Consider the following 16,311-nt stretch of genomic DNA (forward strand, 5'->3'; position numbering starts at 1 on the left):
ATAACACCGATATAGCATCTGTTTTATTGTTGCTTGAAGACATCTAAATCGATCAGAGTTATCATTCTACGTAACAACAAAAACAAACGCATCACAGCCTCACAATAAAGCATGATAAAGAGACTTTTACCACCGCTATTGCTGATCCTATCGCCGACTTTGGTATTTGCCGAAGTGAGCGTTTCTTTGGATATTAAAGGACTTAGCGGAGCGCTTCAGGATAATGTCGATGCGTATGTATCTGCGATCCCCACTAATGAATACTCCACATCACTCAGGTTCCAGTCTCGATTGACCAAAGAGATAGAAGAAGCCATCAATGCTTTAGGATATTACAACCCAGAGATTGATTTTGTCGTCAGTGATAAAGGGGATCAACTTACCGTCAATGTGACCCCAGGACCTCCAACTAGGATCAAGCTTGTCGATGTACAGCTCTCTGGAGAGGCGAAAGATGATGAAGATTTCATGCGTCTTATCAGGCTCTCACCGTTAAAAGAGGGCCAGACCCTTAACCATAACCAATACGATAGCCTTAAGTCTGGCATTCGCAACTTAGCGCTACAAAAAGGATATTTCGACGGAGCCTACTCTGTCAGCCGTCTGGAGGTTATTCCTAAGCTTAATGAAGCGATTATTCGTCTTCACTATGATAGTGGCATTCGCTATCAGTTTGGTAAGTCGACCATTACAGGCAGCCAAATTGATATTCAAAAGGTTCAGTCACTGCAGCCTTATGAGATCGGTGACGATTATCAAGTGAGCAAAGTGGGTCAGCACAACCAAAATCTTTCCAATACGGAATGGTTCTCATCAGTATTTGTTGAGCCTGATCTCTCTCAAGTGGGTAAAGGGCGCGAGTTGCCGATGAAGGTGTCACTGGCGCCGCAAGTGCGAAATCAGTTTGAAACGGGTTTGGGCTATTCAACCGATGTTGGCGCTAAGCTTAAATTCAAGTGGAAGAAACCTTGGCTCAATGAGCATGGGCATAGCTTTGATACCAGCTTGGACTTGTCGATTCCAGAGCAACAAGTAACGGCAAGTTATAAAATTCCTCTCGACGACGTGCTCAAAGATTACTACGTCATTCAATACGGTCTAAAAAACGTTAACCGTAGTGATAAGAAAACCTTGGAGTCGAACCTAGCCTTCGAGAGACACTGGGTGCTAGACAGTGGTTGGCATCGTACCGCCTATATTCGTTACCTTGTTGAAAACTATGAGTTTAACGCGCAGGGTGAGCTAGGTCAGTTTGTTCTGCCAGGCTTGTCCTATTCACGAGTAGTCACTCGTGGTAGTGGGCCGCTTATTATGAGCGGTAACAAGCAAACCATTATGTTTGAGGTAGGGGATGAGCGAGCACTGTCGGAAACCTCTGTATTCAGGCTTCGAGGTACCTCGACTTGGATTTCGAGTCTCGGTGAAAACCATAGAGGCTTATTCAAGGTCGATGTGGGTGCCAACATAGCAGCGGAACCGTCTAAACTGTCACCCTCTTTGCGCTTCTTCGCTGGTGGTGATAACAGTGTTAGGGGTTATGACTACGAGAGTATCTCGCCAGTGGATGACGCAGGAAACAAGACGGGTGGTCAATACATCGCAACCAGCACCCTCGAATATCAATATCGAATCACCGGTAACTGGTGGGGAGCAACCTTCTTTGATGTGGGTGATGCCTTTGATGATGATCCAGAATGGAAACGAGGCGCAGGCTTCGGCGTGCGTTGGGTGTCACCAGTTGGCCCCGTCAAATTTGACTATGCACGCGGACTCGATAACAAACCACAAGCCGAATGGCGAATTCACTTTAGCTTAGGGCCAGAACTATGATGTCGAAAGTTTGGCGTGTCACCAAATGGTGTTCTATCGGCCTTATCACTTTAATCTTGCTTATCATCGCAACGATTGGTTTTGCGCTGTTTACTAATGCCGGTCTTAATACTGTGTTGTGGGGTGTTAACAAGGTACTGCCACAACTTGAGGTTGGTGAGACACAAGGTGCTCTATTCCCTAGATTTACCCTCAATGATGTGAAGTTTGTCGATGAAAGTCTTTTTATCGATTTAAACGCTCACTCACTCACTCTGGCGGTGGATCTAAATTGCCTGTCTGACCCGCGAGTGTGTGTGAACGAATTGGCGATTCGGGGGTTGGATTTCAAAATGCCAGAAGTCGCTCCGAGTGAGCCATCGCCAGAGCCAAGTGAACCTCTGACCAAGATCAGTCTGCCAATCCCTGTTGCGATTGGTCGGGTCAGTTTTGATGACATCAAGCTGGATATTCTTGGGACGCAGGTGAGTTGGGATAGTTTTACCACCTCACTTGCCATGACTGGCTCTAACTTAACGGTGGGCGATACTCGTTTAGTGACACCTATCGTAAGGCTTCCAGAATCAGAAAGCGAGCCAGAACCAACGCCACCAGAGACAGACGATACCCCTCAAGCCATAGAGCTTCCCGAGGTTCTGATCCCGCTGTTTGTTAACATTGCGGGCCTCGAGATTGTCGATTTTAAATTGGAGCAGGAAGAGCCTGTTATCGTGGACCGTTTGAAGCTCGTAGGTAGAGCCGGTGAGCACGATGTTAGCGTGACGAATCTTGAGCTTGAGATGCCGATTGTTGATGCCTCACTTAACGGTGATATCACTCTTAATCAAGGGTATCCCCTCGATTTGCTGCTCAATGCTCACCTAAAACAAACCGATTTAGCAGGTCAAAAACTGTCGCTTAAAGCAAATGGTAGTGTCGAAGAGCTCACTTTAGACAGTGAGTTTACGGGTGTTATCGAGGGGCTCCTCAAGGGGCAATTGAAGCCTTTAGAGCCGACTTTACCGTTTGATGCCACCATTACCAGCGCCAAGGCGACTTGGCCTCTCACTGGCGAATCAGACTATCAAGTTGCCGTTGAGTCATTGGCGGCCAAAGGGTCACTCGATGGTTATGACGTGAGCTTAAAAGCTTCCGCGTCCGGTAAAGAGATTCCGGATGTTGCTGTTGATCTTGTTGGTAAAGGCGACCTCGAGCAAATAGATTTGAGCAAACTGTCGATTGATAGTTTGGGCGGTAATGTGTCTGGTCAAGTGATGGCTAACTGGGCAGCGCCGGTGAATTGGCAGGGGGATATTAACCTCACCAATATTCAGCCAGGACTACAGTGGCCAGATGCTGAGGGTAATATCAGTGGGCACATCGTTACCTCGGGCTCTCTAACCGATGCGGGTGGATGGCAAGTAGCCGTACCGACACTCGATGTGGTTGGTATTCTGCGTGACTACCCTATCGATATTAAGGGGCAAGTCGAGGCGTCAGATGAGAAAGGCTCAGGTGAGTTTAAGGTCGATACTCAAGGGCTATCCATCGCTCACGGACCGAACAAGCTCAATGCTCAGGGTAAGCTGGACAAAACTTGGGATATGAAGGTCGATATCGATTTTTCTGATCTGGCGAAATCCGTCCCCGATTTATCCGGCATCTTAAGGGGAAATGTTGAGCTCAAAGGCGCGATGCAAGAGCCCGATATTGCTACCGATCTTCGAATCGAAAAGGTTCAGTGGAAACAAGAGGCTAGCCTTGAGCAGCTCTCTTTAGTAGGTACCGCTAAACCTCTGCCGATCGAGCAAGCACAAGCCGATATTCGTTTGAATGCGAGTGGGCTCAAGTATCAGGATCAGTCGGTCGATTCTGCAAACGTAACGCTTTCTGGGACACAGGCTGCGCATACATTGACACTCGATGTGGTCTCCAAGCTTGCTTCGATTAAGCTTGCTGTTAGCGGAGCATTGACAGAGAAGCCGAGCCTTACATGGGCAGGAGAGTTGGCTGACGTTCATCTTGAAACGGAACAAGGGCCGTTAGACCTAACAGAGCCTGTCGCAATTAAGGTTGATATTGATAAACAGGTTGCCAATGTTGCTGCGCACTGCTGGGCTCAAGCTGACTCTAGACTGTGTCTAGAGAAAGATATTGAGGCGGGACAGTCGGGTGAGGCGCTCGTTACGATCAAGAATTTTAACTTTGATCAGATCAAAGCTTACATTCCGGAAAATACGGTCATTGATGGCAGTGCCAATATTACCGCGTGGGCGAAGTGGGCTCCTGATGTCTCTCCAGAAGTGAAACTGGATGTGGCACTACCAAAAGGCACTGTCACACAGAACATAGAAACGCCATTGGTGATCGGCTGGGAACAGGTGAGCGTGAAAGCAAACCTTGCAGAAGACAAGCTTGATGCCAGTTGGCTAATCGATGTTACAGACAACGGCGACCTGTCGGGTAAGGTAACCTTGCCGAATGTATTGGCAGAAAATAAGACCATCGACGGCGAGCTTAACCTATCGACGTTTAATTTAGACTTTCTGCAACCTATCGTTGGTGAGTTCAATAAGCTGAAAGCGAACCTTGCTGCCGACATTAAGATCAAAGGTGACGCACTGCACCCGCAATTATTCGGTCAGTTCTCAGTTTCCGATCTCTCCCTGCAAGGTGATATCTCGCCAATCCAAGTTGACTCTGGTCAGGTAGACATAGATTTTAGTGGCTACGATGCGCTGCTTGATGCCAAGATTCAAACCTCTGACGGTGAGCTAAAACTAGCGGGTGATGGTAACTGGCAAGACCTTAAGGCTTGGCGTACTAAACTTAGAGTGTTTGCGGACGAGCTGAATGTGGATGTTCCGCCCATGGTGAAAGTCAAAGTAGTGCCAGATATGACCATAGAGGCAAACCCTAATCTAGCTAAAGTAACGGGTTCTATCGGTTTGCCATGGGGACGAATTCTAGTCGAGGAACTGCCACAGAGTGCGGTTGCTGTCTCAAGCGATCAGGTTCTACTAAACCCTGATATGACGCCTGTCGACGAAGAGACGGCAGTGCCATTTAATATTGAAACCGACGTTTCGATCACTATTGGCAATGACTTCACCATTACCGCGTTCGGTCTTAAAGGTGGCTTGCGAGGCAAACTGCATGTATCACAAAAAGACCAAGGTCCGTTTGTCCAAGGTGAAGTGAATATTGTTGATGGTTCCTATAGCTCATTTGGTCAAGATCTTCTTATCGAAGAGGGTAAGATCCTGATGACGGGACCAGTGGATCAGCCATACGTCAACATCACCGCGATTCGAAATCCAGATACAACGGCTGATGATGTTAAAGCGGGGGTAAAGGTCTCTGGATTGGCGACGGAGCCGACAATCGAGATCTTCTCTGACCCAACAATGCCACAAGCAAACGCGCTGTCCTATCTACTTAGAGGTCAGGATATTGATGGTGAGACGGGGGGCAACGCGCTAACAACGACCTTGATCGGCTTGAGTCTAGCTCGCAGCGGTAAGGTTGTGGGTGATATTGGTCAGGCATTCGGTGTACAAGACCTACAACTAGACACCGCGGGCACGGGTGATGACTCACAGGTAACGGTGAGTGGTTATGTATTGCCTGGGCTTCAGGTCAAATATGGCGTAGGTATCTTCAACTCACTCGGTGAGTTTACAGTGCGCTATCGAATCATCGAAGATTTCTACGTAGAAGCGGTATCGGGCTTGTACAGTTCGGTGACCTTCTTATATCAGTTTGAGGTCGACTAGCGGTCCTCGAACGAAGAGCAGTGAGTTGATGCAAAGACAAGGCTGTCTCGTACTAGATAAGTGAATAGGAGGTTCTATGCCAAAGAAAATGCAGAGACACTTGTTACTACTGAGTACATTGGTGCTGATATCCGCTTGCGTGCAGCTCAAGCCGCCGACACAAGGTGACCAACAGAACTGGCAAGATTTTGGTTACCAGTGGGCGATGAAAGGCTACATTATTGAAAGCCAGAATGAACTTGCCAAAAAAGTACCGAATATCAGCGATGATAATTTCAAAAGTTATCAATCGGGCTATCAATCTGGAAAGAATGAATATTGTAAGCAGGACCCGTTCATTCTTGGGCACCAAGGAAAGATCTACTACGGCATTTGTAATGATTTAGATAGACGTTATGCCGAAGAATACTGGCGTGGCAAGAATGCCCGCGCTCGACGTTGATAAGGGGGAGATATGAGAGTGTTAATGGCATCTCTAACCCTGTTGCTGTTGGTCGCTTGTGCGCAGTCTTCAGGGCCGGCAAGCAATAAGCCGAGCGATTGGCGTCAATATGGCAAAGAGGAAGCGCTGGTTGGTTATGTCAAACAAACCACGCAAGAGCTAGCAGCGGCTGCAACGGTTTCAGTAACGAATGAGATCTACAGTGCGTATTCTGATGGGTACGAGCAAGGAAGAGCAGAGTACTGTAAGCAAGACCCCAAAATTCTGGGTAAGAAAGGCGAGCTCTATCGCGGCATTTGTGATGAGTTACGACCGACGTTTCGTACCTGGTACAACAACGGCAAAGCCTCGAGGGGCAGAAGCCTTTATTGAGTAGTAAAGCGTCATCCACAAAAAAAGCTCTCGAACGTTAAGCCGAGAGCTTTTTAAATGCTATTTACTTCGATTAATTACCGCTTCGATTACTTACCTTGCGCGCGGTCGTATGAAGATTGAATCTCATCACGAGCCGATTGCACGTCAGCCCAACCGTCCACTTTCACCCACTTACCTGCTTCGAGCTCTTTGTAGCGCTCAAAGAACTGCGTGATTTGCGCTTTTAGTAACTCTGGGATATCACCGACATCTTGAATATGGTCATACTCTTTTGAAAGCTTGCTGTGCGGTACGGCAAACACTTTTGCGTCTTCACCTGACTCATCAGTCATCTTCAAGACGCCAACAGGGCGGCATCGAATCACTGAGCCTGGCATCAGTGGATAAGGCGTTGGAACCAATACGTCTACTGGGTCTCCATCCAAAGAGAGCGTATGGTTAACGTAACCATAGTTACACGGGTAGAACATAGGGGCAGACATGAAACGATCGACAAATACTGCGCCAGAATCTTTATCTACTTCGTACTTGATAGGGTCTGCGTTGGCAGGAATTTCGATTACTACATAGATGTCATCAGGCAGCGACTTACCCGCTGGTACATTGTTTAAGCTCATTTTGACTTTCCTTTTTCTTTATACATCATTCCCTTTGACGCAAGGAATGTGGGGCTGAAACACGAATCGTTTACAGGTCAGTATACTTGCTTACTTTTGAAACAAAAAGTGCCTCTAATGAGAGGCACTTCGAAGTTATTGGTCTTTATACTCTTCGAGGAATGATTCGACTTTTTCGACCATTCGCTTAGAGCCGACAAAGAATGGCACGCGCTGGTGGAGCTCAGTAGGCTTGATATCCATGATGCGCTGTTCACCATCGGAAGCGACACCGCCGGCTTGCTCCATAATGAATGCCATAGGGTTGCACTCGTAAAGTAGACGCAGTTTACCGCTTGGGTGACTCTGCGTACTTGGGTACAGGTAGATGCCACCTTTTAGCAGGTTGCGGTGGAAGTCAGATACCAATGAACCGATGTAGCGTGACGTATATGGACGCTTATCTTCTGGCACATTCTCCTGACAGTACTTGATGTACTTCTTCACACCCATAGGGAAACGGATGTAGTTCCCTTCGTTGATCGAGTAGATAGTGCCATCTTCAGGGATCATCATATTCTCATGAGACAGGCAGAAGCTGCCGATCGACGGGTCATAGGTGAAGCCGTTAACGCCTTTACCCGTTGTGTATACCAACATGGTTGATGAACCGTAGACGACGTAACCTGCGGCAACTTGTTTGTTACCAGGCTGTAGGAAGTCTTCTTGAGTAGGTGGAGTGCCTACCGGAGAGATTCGACGATAAATAGAGAAGATAGTACCAACCGATACGTTAACATCGATGTTTGACGAACCGTCTAGAGGATCCATCAACACCACATACTTAGCGTTCTTGTTGAGTTCTTTATTGAACGCGACTGCCTCATCTTCTTCTTCACTCGCGACACCACAAACTTGGTCACGCGCTTCTAGCGCTGCTTTGAACTTATCGTTCGCATAGACATCAAGTTTTTGTTGAGCTTCGCCTTGAACATTGTCTGTGCCAACAGCACCAGTGATATCAACAAGACCGGCCTTGTTGATTTCGCGGTTAACAATTTTTGCAGCAAGTCTAATAGAAGACAAAAGAGAGGAGAGATCACCGCTAGCGTGGGGGAAATCATGTTGCTTCTCAACAATGAATTCGCCAAGGGTGCGCATATCAGACATGTTATATCCTTAACTTTTTTGCTTATTTTCTTGGGGGTATGTGCGTGGAGTGACGCGCAGTCAAACGATTGCGCGAGTTTGGGGGTATTCATCTACACACATGGTTATTGTAGGGGGCAGAACTTTTTAATGGTAATGAAGTAAGACTACAGAGTGTTAATTTGTATGATGAATGTCACATTTATTTGTCTAACCACTAACTTTCTCGCTTTTAACACGCGCTTTGGGTATATATAGCGACAATGGCGTAAACTAACACGCAACAAAGATTAAGAGAGCAAGTTATGCATATTCATATCCTTGGTATCTGCGGCACCTTTATGGGTGGCGCTGCCGTTTTGGCGCAGCAGTTAGGACATCGAGTGACGGGCAGTGATGCCAACGTCTACCCCCCAATGAGCACCTTATTGGAATCTGAGGGTATCGAGATCATCGAGGGCTTCGACCCATCGCAGCTTAACCCTGCACCAGACCTTGTTGTTATCGGAAATGCAATGAGTCGCGGCAATCCTTGTGTCGAGTATGTACTTAATCACAATCTTCGATACACCTCAGGTCCTCAGTGGCTACAAGAATTCTTATTGCATGACCGCTGGGTATTGGCGGTATCAGGGACGCATGGCAAAACCACCACGTCCAGTATGCTGAGCTGGATATTAGAAGACTGCGGTTATCAACCGGGTTTCTTGGTTGGCGGTGTATTAGGGAACTTTGGTCAGTCGGCAAGGCTAGGTGAATCAATGTTTTTTGTCGTCGAAGCGGATGAGTACGACAGTGCTTTTTTCGACAAGCGTTCTAAGTTTGTACACTACCACCCACGCACCTTGATCATGAATAACCTGGAGTTTGATCATGCGGACATCTTCGATGATCTTGAGGCGATCAAGCGCCAATTCCACCACTTAGTGAGAACCGTGCCAGGTAACGGTCGCATTATGGCGCCGAAAGTCGATAAAGCCTTGGTGGATGTGTTAGGGCGTGGCTGCTGGAGTGAGGTCGAGCACACCGGCCTTGATGCTGACTGGCATGCGAATAAACTAAATATCGATGGCTCACACTTTGAGGTCTACTTGCACGGCGAAAAGGTGGGAGAGGTCAACTGGGATTTGGTTGGCGATCACAATGTGGATAATGCGCTGATGGCCATCGCTGGGGCGAGACATGTCGGGGTAACACCGGATCTCGCTTGCGAAGCGCTGGGTAAATTCATCAATACCAAGCGACGTTTAGAGCTAAAAGGTGAAGTCAATCAAGTGACGGTCTATGATGACTTTGCCCATCATCCAACAGCCATTGAACTCACATTGGATGGGCTTCGTAACAAGGTCGGCGATAAGCGAATCTTTGCGGTATTAGAGCCGCGCAGCGCAACGATGAAGCGCGGTGTACACAAAGCAACGCTAGCGCAATCTTTAACCATAGCCGACCAAGTCTTCTTGTTCCAGCCAGATAGCATTGAGTGGTCCGTGCAAGACATTGCTGATGCTTGTATCCAGCCAGCTCGCGTCAGTGATGATATCGATTCACTGGTCGCAATGATCGCGGAGCAGGCTCAAGCGGGTGATCAAATCCTCGTCATGAGTAACGGCGGTTTTGGTGGCATTCATCAGAAATTACTGGAGGCACTTGCCTAATGAAACCGGCAGACAAAGCCATTACTCTTGCATTCACGGGCGCGTCAGGCGCGCCTTACGGCATGCGCTTGCTCGAATGTTTGCTTGCTCAAGATTACACCGTCTATCTTCTTATCTCTTCCGCGGCTCGCGTGGTGTTGGCGACCGAGCACGATATCAAGCTGCCAAGTGGTCCAGATGCGGCACACAAAGCCCTAGTCGAGCGCCTTAACTGCGACCCAGAGAAGCTGGTTGTTTGTGGTAAAGAGGATTGGTTCTCTCCTGTCGCATCAGGCTCTGCGGCACCTAAGCAAATGATCGTTTGTCCTTGCTCTGCGGGCAGTGTGGCGGCAATTGCGCATGGTATGTCAGATAACCTGATCGAGCGTGCTGCGGATGTGGTCATCAAAGAAAAAGGTCAGCTTCTTTTAGTGGTGCGTGAAACGCCATTTTCGACCATTCATCTGGAGAACATGCACAAGTTGTCACTGATGGGCGTGACGATAATGCCTGCGGCTCCTGGCTTTTATCATCAGCCTCAGTCTATTGATGACTTGGTGGACTTTATTGTTGCTCGCGTGTTGGACCATATGGGGCTTGAGCAAAACCTTGTGCCTCGCTGGGGATATGACCAACGATAATTAAGCGTGGGCTAACTGAAATTAAGGATAGATTTGGCGAATCTGTGACGAAAAGGTTACAATTCGCCTGCAAAAGGTTGTAACTCACGGGGTGCACTAGCAGTGGTGCTGAGAGAAGGCGAAGCCTGATACCCGCGTACTTTCGAGAACAGCCCTGATCCAGATAATGCTGGCGTAGGGATGAGGCTGCAATACTCACTGAGCATGTTCACTTGGTTTGAATCATGATGTCTGGTGACTGTTATTTCTGTCCATCGCATCGCGTTTAATAGCTCTTTGCTGCTATAGAACGTTCCGACATTTTTTCTGGATCTGACAACAATAACTAAGGACAGAACCAGTGAAAAACCACTCAATCACCAAAGTCGCTCTAGCGACCGCACTTCTTGCGACCTCTCATCTTGCCGCAGCCGACACGCTGACGGTCTACACCTATGATTCGTTTGCTTCTGACTGGGGACCTGGTCCTGCGATTGAGAAAGCATTCGAAGCACAGTGTGGCTGTGATCTAAACTTTGTTGCCCTTGACGATGGTGTCTCGATCCTTAATCGACTGCGCCTAGAAGGCAGCAGCACACAAGCCGATGTGGTGCTGGGTTTGGACAACAATTTGATGAGTGAAGCGAAGAAATCAGGCCTGCTCGACAAGCACAACGCAGACTTGTCTTCAGTGTCGCTACCAAACGGTTGGAGCAATGATATTTTTGTCCCATTTGACTACGGTTATTTCGCGTTTGTGTACAACAAAGAGAAAGTGACTAACCCACCTAAGAGCCTTAAGGAGCTGGTCGAGCAGCGTGATGACCTAAAGGTTATCTACCAAGACCCTCGCACCTCCACACCAGGACAAGGTTTATTGCTTTGGATGAAGTCGGTCTACGGTGACGATTCTAGTGCGGCATGGCAGCAGCTAGCGAAGAAAACCGTGACAGTGACTAAGGGGTGGTCAGAAGCTTATTCGATGTTCCTAGAGGGAGAATCGGATCTTGTATTGTCGTACACCACATCGCCGGCTTATCACATCATTGCCGAGCAAGATAATCGCTTTGTCGCGGCTGACTTTGCTGAGGGTCACTACACTCAGGTTGAAGTTGCAGCGAAAGTAGCGGGCAGTAAAAACCAGAAACTCGCCGATGAGTTTATGCAGTTCATTGTATCGGACGGCTTCCAATCCAACATCCCAACTGGAAATTGGATGTACCCTGTTGTAGATAGAAAGCTGCCAGAAGGGTTTGAAAACCTAACTATTCCAGCGAAAGCTCTGTCGTTCTCACCAGATGAAGTCGCAAGCAATCGCAAAGCTTGGATTCGTGAGTGGCAAGCTGCGCTGATCAAGTAACGCCCAGAAATACGTTCGCCCTCCGTGTGCAGACATAAAGGGCGAGCGGTTTTCACCAATCGATGATGTTACTCCCCTGTTTTGAGAGTGACTTTTCTAGGCATCCACTTTCCATTGAGGTAACTGTGATTCAAACCCCTAAAGCTGGCTTAGTGGTCGCCTTATTTATCGCTGTGTATGTATTGGCGTCCCTGTGGACACTGCTGTCATACTCTTCGATTAGTGATATCGGTCTTCTTTTTACTGACCCGTATTATCAATACGTTGCCAAGTTTAGTTTTTGGCAAGCAAGCCTGTCTACGCTATTGAGCGTAGGGCTAGCCGTGCCTGTCGCTCACGCTTTCTCCCGTCGCCATTTTTGGGGACGAGAGTGGCTGCTCAAGTTGTTTGCTACCACTTTAGTGATGCCGGTTCTGGTCGGTGTGTTTGGTATTGTTGCCATCTATGGCAATCAAGGCATTATCTCAAGGTGGTTGAATGATGGCTCGGCGCTTTTTTCCATCTATGGGCTAAACGGAATTCTCCTAGCGCACGTTTTCTTTAATCTTCCTTTTGCTACGCGTCTGTTGCTAGTGACCATCGAAGGCGTGCCGGAAGAGCAGCGTAAACTCGCGCTTCATCTTGGTATGAACAGTTGGCAATGTTTTCGCTTGGTGGAGTGGCCAAGGCTCAAATCACATCTTCCCCATGTCATTGGGTTGGTGTTCATGCTTTGCTTTACCAGTTTTGCCACAGTTATGGCGTTGGGGGGAGGTCCACAGGCGACCACCATCGAGCTTGCCATCTATCAAGCGATAAAGTTTGATTTTGATTTGCAGACTGGCGCTGTGCTAGCGCTGTGGCAGATGGTGATATGCGCCGCTTTAGTGATGTTGGTGGGACGCTTTAGCAAACAGGTATCGGGTAAGAGTAATTTTCGCACTAAACCAAGCCTACAGCCCAAAGACACGCTGCTGAAAAAGAGTTGGGATAGCATTTGGATCATGGCAACCCTAATGCTCGTTATCCCTCCTATACTCGCTATTGTGCTTAGTGGATTGAACTCAAAGTTGACGGGCGTGCTTAGCGACCCACGCTTTTGGAGTGCCGTCAGCACGTCTATTCAGGTGGCTATACTTGCAGCGTGTATCTCACTGCTGGTGGGTGTTATCTTGCTCTCAACCACCCGCGTGCTCAGGCTCAAATCTCAGCCTCGTCGCGCCGATGGCATTGAGCTAATTGGCACCATCATCCTAGTCACGCCAGCCTTAGTGCTCAGTACAGCAACCTTCTTGATGCTGCGAGGCATGACGAACGTATTTAGCTTGGCGTTTGGCATTGTGGTGTTGGTCAATGCTTTGATGGCACTGCCTTATGTCATCAAAACCCTAAATCAACCGATGCAACGTATTGCGACTCAGTACTATCCATTGTGGCAGAGCCTAGGTATGCAAGGATTGCGTCGGTTCTGGTTGATGGAGTGGCGTGCTATTCGTGCTCCGATACTGCATGCTTTTGCCATCAGTTTTATCTTGTCTATGGGTGACCTTACCGTAATTGCATTGTTTGGTAGCCAAGATTTTAACACCTTACCGCTTTACCTTTATCAGTTGATGGGTAGCTACCAGCTAGAGGCCGCAGCGGTGGTGTCACTGGTGCTATTTGCTTTCAGCATTGGTATTTTTTCACTCACCGATTCATTGAATCGAGCCTCGTACTCACATACCGTCACGTCTCAAACCAAACGTCAGGAAAGCTCTCGTCATGCTGAATCTAAATAACGTCGCCTATCGTTACCACAGTGATTGGTTTCATTTCTCGCTCGAGGTAAAACGCGGCGATATTGTTTCCCTTATTGGTCCAAGCGGGGCTGGCAAGTCAACACTATTGGCTTTGGTCTCTGGCTTTTGTCAGCCAGAATCTGGCGATATTGAGGTCGAAGGGCGGGGTATTACGTCTTTGCAGCCTCATGAAAGACCACTCTCTATGTTATTTCAAGAGCACAACCTTTTCGATCATTTGACGGTGTTCGACAATATTGGTTTAGGGTTGAACCCAGCACTTAAGCTCACTAGTTCTGATAAAGCGACGGTGGTCAGTGCGGCAGACAAGGTAGGGTTAGGGGAGATGTTAACTCGCTTACCCTCAGAGCTCTCAGGTGGTCAAAAACAGCGAGTCGCCCTTGCACGCTGTTTCGTGCAGCCGCATCCTATTTGGCTTTTGGATGAGCCTTTTTCCGCGCTTGACCCCATCCTTCGCAAAGAGATGCTGTCGGTGGTGCAAGATTTGGCAACAGAAAAACAGGCAACGGTGATTATGGTGACGCATCATCTTAGTGACGCGCGTGCTATTGCCAATCGTTTTGCTTATCTTGCCAAGGGCAAAATCGAGGTAATCGAGGAGATAGAAGAATTAACCTCAACGCACCCTAACCAAGCACTAGCGGCATTTGTACAAGCTGCGCATTAGGCAAACAAAAAGGCAACGAATTACTCCGTTGCCTTTTTGATATCACGATGAGCCTAACGTTTAGAACTCTTGCTCTTCTTCATGCTTCAGCATCTGGAAGATTTCACGGAATGCTTTTGCTGGCTTCCCGGCTTTTTTCTCTTTGTTTGCTTGACGAGCAAGTTGACGCAAGCGCTGACGGTCAAGCTCAGGGTAAAGCTCCATTGCTGCTGCAATTGCCTCATCACCCTCTGCAATGATGCGGTCGCGCAATTGCTCAAGCTTGTGCAAAGCTGCAGTAGATTGAGAGTGCTTGTTACGTACACGATCAAGAGCGGCTTGAATTGGCTCAGGATCTTCGGTGCGCATTAGCTTACCAATGTATTGCAACTGACGACGCTTAGCTTCGTTCTTAAAGCGCTGCGCATCTGCGATCGCTTCTCTCAGATCTTCGCTTAGTGGGAATTTATCCAACACAGCAGGTTTTAGATCAACCAACTCTTCGCCGAGTTTTTGTAACTCTTCCATGTCGTTTTTCATTTCGGTTCTACTTACCCAAATGATCTCTTCTTCCTCTTCCCAAGGCGCTTTCTGATTTTTGCGGGCCATGATGTCTGCCTATATCACTATCTCATTACGAATATCCGCTATTTTAGCAAGAAATCTGGGGAGAATGCGAAAACCTTGTTATTCTAGACAAAGTTATTGGCAAAGAATTAGATAAATATGGACGTAAGAGAGCAAGTCGCTCAGCAAAAAGCTGAGCTAGAAGCAGCAGTTGCGAAAGCGTTAGATATGGCTTCAGTAAGTGCAGATGCTGCAGAGGTTGCGATCACCAAGAGCACAGGTCTTAGCGTATCTACTCGCATGTGCGAGGTTGAAAACGTGGAGTTCAACAGTGACGGTGCACTTGGCATTACCGTATATCGCGGACAGAAAAAAGGCAGTGCCTCTACTTCCGATTTGAGTGAGAAAGCGATAGCGCAGACCGTTGCGGCGGCATTGGATATCGCCCAATACACCTCAGAAGACCCTTTCGCAGGTCCTGCGCCGAAAGAACTCATGGTAACGGATATACCAGATCTCGATTTGTTCCATCCTGATGAGCCTAACCCGGATACCGCGGCACAAAAAGCCATTGCCGCTGAGAAAGCCGCGTTGGCATATAGCGATAAGATCAAACAAAGCGATGGTGCCAGCTATGACAGCCACTATGGTGTAAAAGTTTACGGTAACTCGCACGGCTTGCTAGCGGGTTATGCCTCCAGCCGTCACAGCATCAGCTGTAGCGTGATCGGTCAGGGCGAAAACGGTGATATGGAGCGTGATTACAGCTACACGTTAGCTCGCCACCGTGATGATCTTTGGACTCCAGAATCTGTTGGTGAGAAGGCAGCCAAGAAAACCGTTGAGCGTCTAGACCCAAGAAAGGTCAAAACGGGTCAATACCCAGTGCTGTTTGCCAACGATGTGGCAACTGGTTTGATTGGTCACCTAGTGATGAGCATCAGTGGCGGTAACCTTTACCGTAAGTCATCCTTCTTGCTAGATAAACTGGGCGAACAGATTCTGCCAGATTGGTTCTCAGTGCAAGAAAAACCGCACCTACTGCGCGGTTTGGCTTCAAGCCCGTTTGATAACGAAGGCGTTGCCACTAAGGACATGGATATCATTACCGATGGCAAATTAGCGACCTACCTGCTAACAAGCTATGCAGCGCGTAAGATGAAGATGACACCAACCGGTCACGCGGGCGGTATTCACAACTGGTTTGTGAAATCGACAGGGCAAGATTTTGATGCCATGCTCAAGCAGCTTGGTACTGGTCTATTGGTCACGGAAGTAATGGGGCAGGGTGTGAACATCGTCACCGGTGATTACTCTCGTGGAGCGGCAGGCTTCTGGGTTGAGAATGGTGAAATCCAGTACCCAGTATCTGAAATTACCGTAGCCGGAAACCTTGCTCAGATGTTCAAACAGATCGTAGCGGTAGGCAATGATGTCGAAACTCGCTCACAGATCCAAACCGGTTCTATTTTGCTTGAGTCATTGAAAGTCGCAGGTGAATAACCACTCGATGACCAGATAGAAAAAGGGCGTCATTTTGCAATGACGCCCTTTTT

Annotated in this window: 13 protein-coding genes; 10 read left to right on the top strand and 3 right to left on the bottom strand. The window is 48.0% G+C overall.

The window, feature by feature from the left end:
- Window positions 1-111: 111 nt before the first annotated feature.
- The 4 genes from tamA (at window position 112) to J4N45_RS01745 (ending at window position 6,399) form a co-directional block, all read left to right on the top strand.
- Window positions 112-1,830 (top strand): autotransporter assembly complex protein TamA, encoded by a 1,719-nt coding sequence (tamA, locus tag J4N45_RS01730; RefSeq protein WP_252013211.1) that lies wholly within the window; start codon window positions 112-114, stop codon window positions 1,828-1,830.
- A complete protein-coding gene (gene tamB / locus J4N45_RS01735; RefSeq protein ID WP_252013213.1) occupies window positions 1,827-5,585 on the top strand; it encodes an autotransporter assembly complex protein TamB in 3,759 nt (1,252 codons plus the stop codon). The genes tamA and tamB overlap by 4 nt, the downstream gene beginning before the upstream one ends.
- 76 nt (window positions 5,586-5,661) lie before the next feature.
- Entirely contained in the window at window positions 5,662-6,027 is a 366-nt protein-coding gene (locus J4N45_RS01740) for a DUF2799 domain-containing protein (RefSeq protein WP_252013215.1), read from the top strand.
- 12 nt (window positions 6,028-6,039) lie between these two features.
- Entirely contained in the window at window positions 6,040-6,399 is a 360-nt protein-coding gene (locus J4N45_RS01745) for a DUF2799 domain-containing protein (protein ID WP_252013218.1), read from the top strand.
- 89 nt (window positions 6,400-6,488) lie between these two features.
- On the opposite strand, the gene ppa is transcribed toward J4N45_RS01745, so the two are convergent.
- Window positions 6,489-7,019 (bottom strand): inorganic diphosphatase, encoded by a 531-nt coding sequence (gene ppa, locus J4N45_RS01750; RefSeq protein ID WP_252013220.1) that lies wholly within the window; start codon window positions 7,017-7,019, stop codon window positions 6,489-6,491.
- Window positions 7,020-7,154: 135 nt separating this feature from the next.
- On the bottom strand, window positions 7,155-8,168 hold the full coding sequence (gene fbp / locus J4N45_RS01755; protein WP_252013222.1) for a class 1 fructose-bisphosphatase: 1,014 nt from the start codon (window positions 8,166-8,168) through the stop codon (window positions 7,155-7,157).
- Window positions 8,169-8,452: 284 nt separating this feature from the next.
- Between fbp and mpl the strand changes: the two genes are divergently transcribed.
- The 5 genes from mpl (at window position 8,453) to thiQ (ending at window position 14,209) form a co-directional block, all read left to right on the top strand.
- The gene (gene mpl / locus J4N45_RS01760) at window positions 8,453-9,802 is read left to right on the top strand and encodes a UDP-N-acetylmuramate:L-alanyl-gamma-D-glutamyl-meso-diaminopimelate ligase (RefSeq protein ID WP_252013224.1); all 1,350 of its coding nucleotides are present in this window, start codon (window positions 8,453-8,455) and stop codon (window positions 9,800-9,802) included.
- Window positions 9,802-10,422 carry a flavin prenyltransferase UbiX gene (locus J4N45_RS01765; RefSeq protein ID WP_252013226.1) on the top strand — a complete coding sequence of 207 codons (621 nt, stop codon included), beginning with the start codon at window positions 9,802-9,804 and terminating at the stop codon, window positions 10,420-10,422. The genes mpl and J4N45_RS01765 overlap by 1 nt, the downstream gene beginning before the upstream one ends.
- 355 nt (window positions 10,423-10,777) lie before the next feature.
- A complete protein-coding gene (thiB, locus tag J4N45_RS01770; RefSeq protein ID WP_503056842.1) occupies window positions 10,778-11,761 on the top strand; it encodes a thiamine ABC transporter substrate binding subunit in 984 nt (327 codons plus the stop codon).
- Between the two features lie 125 nt (window positions 11,762-11,886).
- A complete protein-coding gene (gene thiP, locus J4N45_RS01775) occupies window positions 11,887-13,521 on the top strand; it encodes a thiamine/thiamine pyrophosphate ABC transporter permease (protein WP_252013231.1) in 1,635 nt (544 codons plus the stop codon).
- Complete coding sequence (gene thiQ, locus J4N45_RS01780; protein WP_252013234.1) at window positions 13,505-14,209, top strand: thiamine ABC transporter ATP-binding protein; 705 nt, start codon at window positions 13,505-13,507, stop codon at window positions 14,207-14,209. Before thiP ends, thiQ begins: the two co-directional genes overlap by 17 nt.
- 60 nt (window positions 14,210-14,269) lie before the next feature.
- Here the strand turns inward: thiQ and yjgA are convergent, their stop codons facing one another.
- A complete protein-coding gene (gene yjgA / locus J4N45_RS01785) occupies window positions 14,270-14,797 on the bottom strand; it encodes a ribosome biogenesis factor YjgA (RefSeq protein WP_042478731.1) in 528 nt (175 codons plus the stop codon).
- Window positions 14,798-14,914: 117 nt separating this feature from the next.
- Between yjgA and pmbA the strand changes: the two genes are divergently transcribed.
- Window positions 14,915-16,258, top strand: coding sequence for a metalloprotease PmbA (gene pmbA, locus J4N45_RS01790; protein ID WP_252013236.1), 1,344 nt, complete (start codon window positions 14,915-14,917; stop codon window positions 16,256-16,258).
- Window positions 16,259-16,311 lie beyond the last annotated feature (53 nt).

Origin of the sequence: Vibrio sp. SCSIO 43140 (assembly GCF_023716585.1) — a bacterium.
In the GTDB taxonomy this organism is placed as follows: domain Bacteria; phylum Pseudomonadota; class Gammaproteobacteria; order Enterobacterales; family Vibrionaceae; genus Vibrio; species Vibrio maritimus_B.

Excerpts from the sequence above, each read along its gene's own strand:
- tamA (WP_252013211.1), top strand. The coding sequence starts at position 112 with ATGATAAAGAGACTTTTACCACCGCTATTGCTGATCCTATCGCCGACT.
- tamB (WP_252013213.1), top strand. The coding sequence starts at position 1,827 with ATGATGTCGAAAGTTTGGCGTGTCACCAAATGGTGTTCTATCGGCCTT.
- J4N45_RS01740 (WP_252013215.1), top strand. The coding sequence starts at position 5,662 with ATGCCAAAGAAAATGCAGAGACACTTGTTACTACTGAGTACATTGGTG.
- J4N45_RS01745 (WP_252013218.1), top strand. The coding sequence starts at position 6,040 with ATGAGAGTGTTAATGGCATCTCTAACCCTGTTGCTGTTGGTCGCTTGT.
- ppa (WP_252013220.1), bottom strand. The coding sequence starts at position 7,019 with ATGAGCTTAAACAATGTACCAGCGGGTAAGTCGCTGCCTGATGACATC.
- fbp (WP_252013222.1), bottom strand. The coding sequence starts at position 8,168 with ATGTCTGATATGCGCACCCTTGGCGAATTCATTGTTGAGAAGCAACAT.
- mpl (WP_252013224.1), top strand. The coding sequence starts at position 8,453 with ATGCATATTCATATCCTTGGTATCTGCGGCACCTTTATGGGTGGCGCT.
- J4N45_RS01765 (WP_252013226.1), top strand. The coding sequence starts at position 9,802 with ATGAAACCGGCAGACAAAGCCATTACTCTTGCATTCACGGGCGCGTCA.
- thiQ (WP_252013234.1), top strand. The coding sequence starts at position 13,505 with ATGCTGAATCTAAATAACGTCGCCTATCGTTACCACAGTGATTGGTTT.
- yjgA (WP_042478731.1), bottom strand. The coding sequence starts at position 14,797 with ATGGCCCGCAAAAATCAGAAAGCGCCTTGGGAAGAGGAAGAAGAGATC.
- pmbA (WP_252013236.1), top strand. The coding sequence starts at position 14,915 with ATGGACGTAAGAGAGCAAGTCGCTCAGCAAAAAGCTGAGCTAGAAGCA.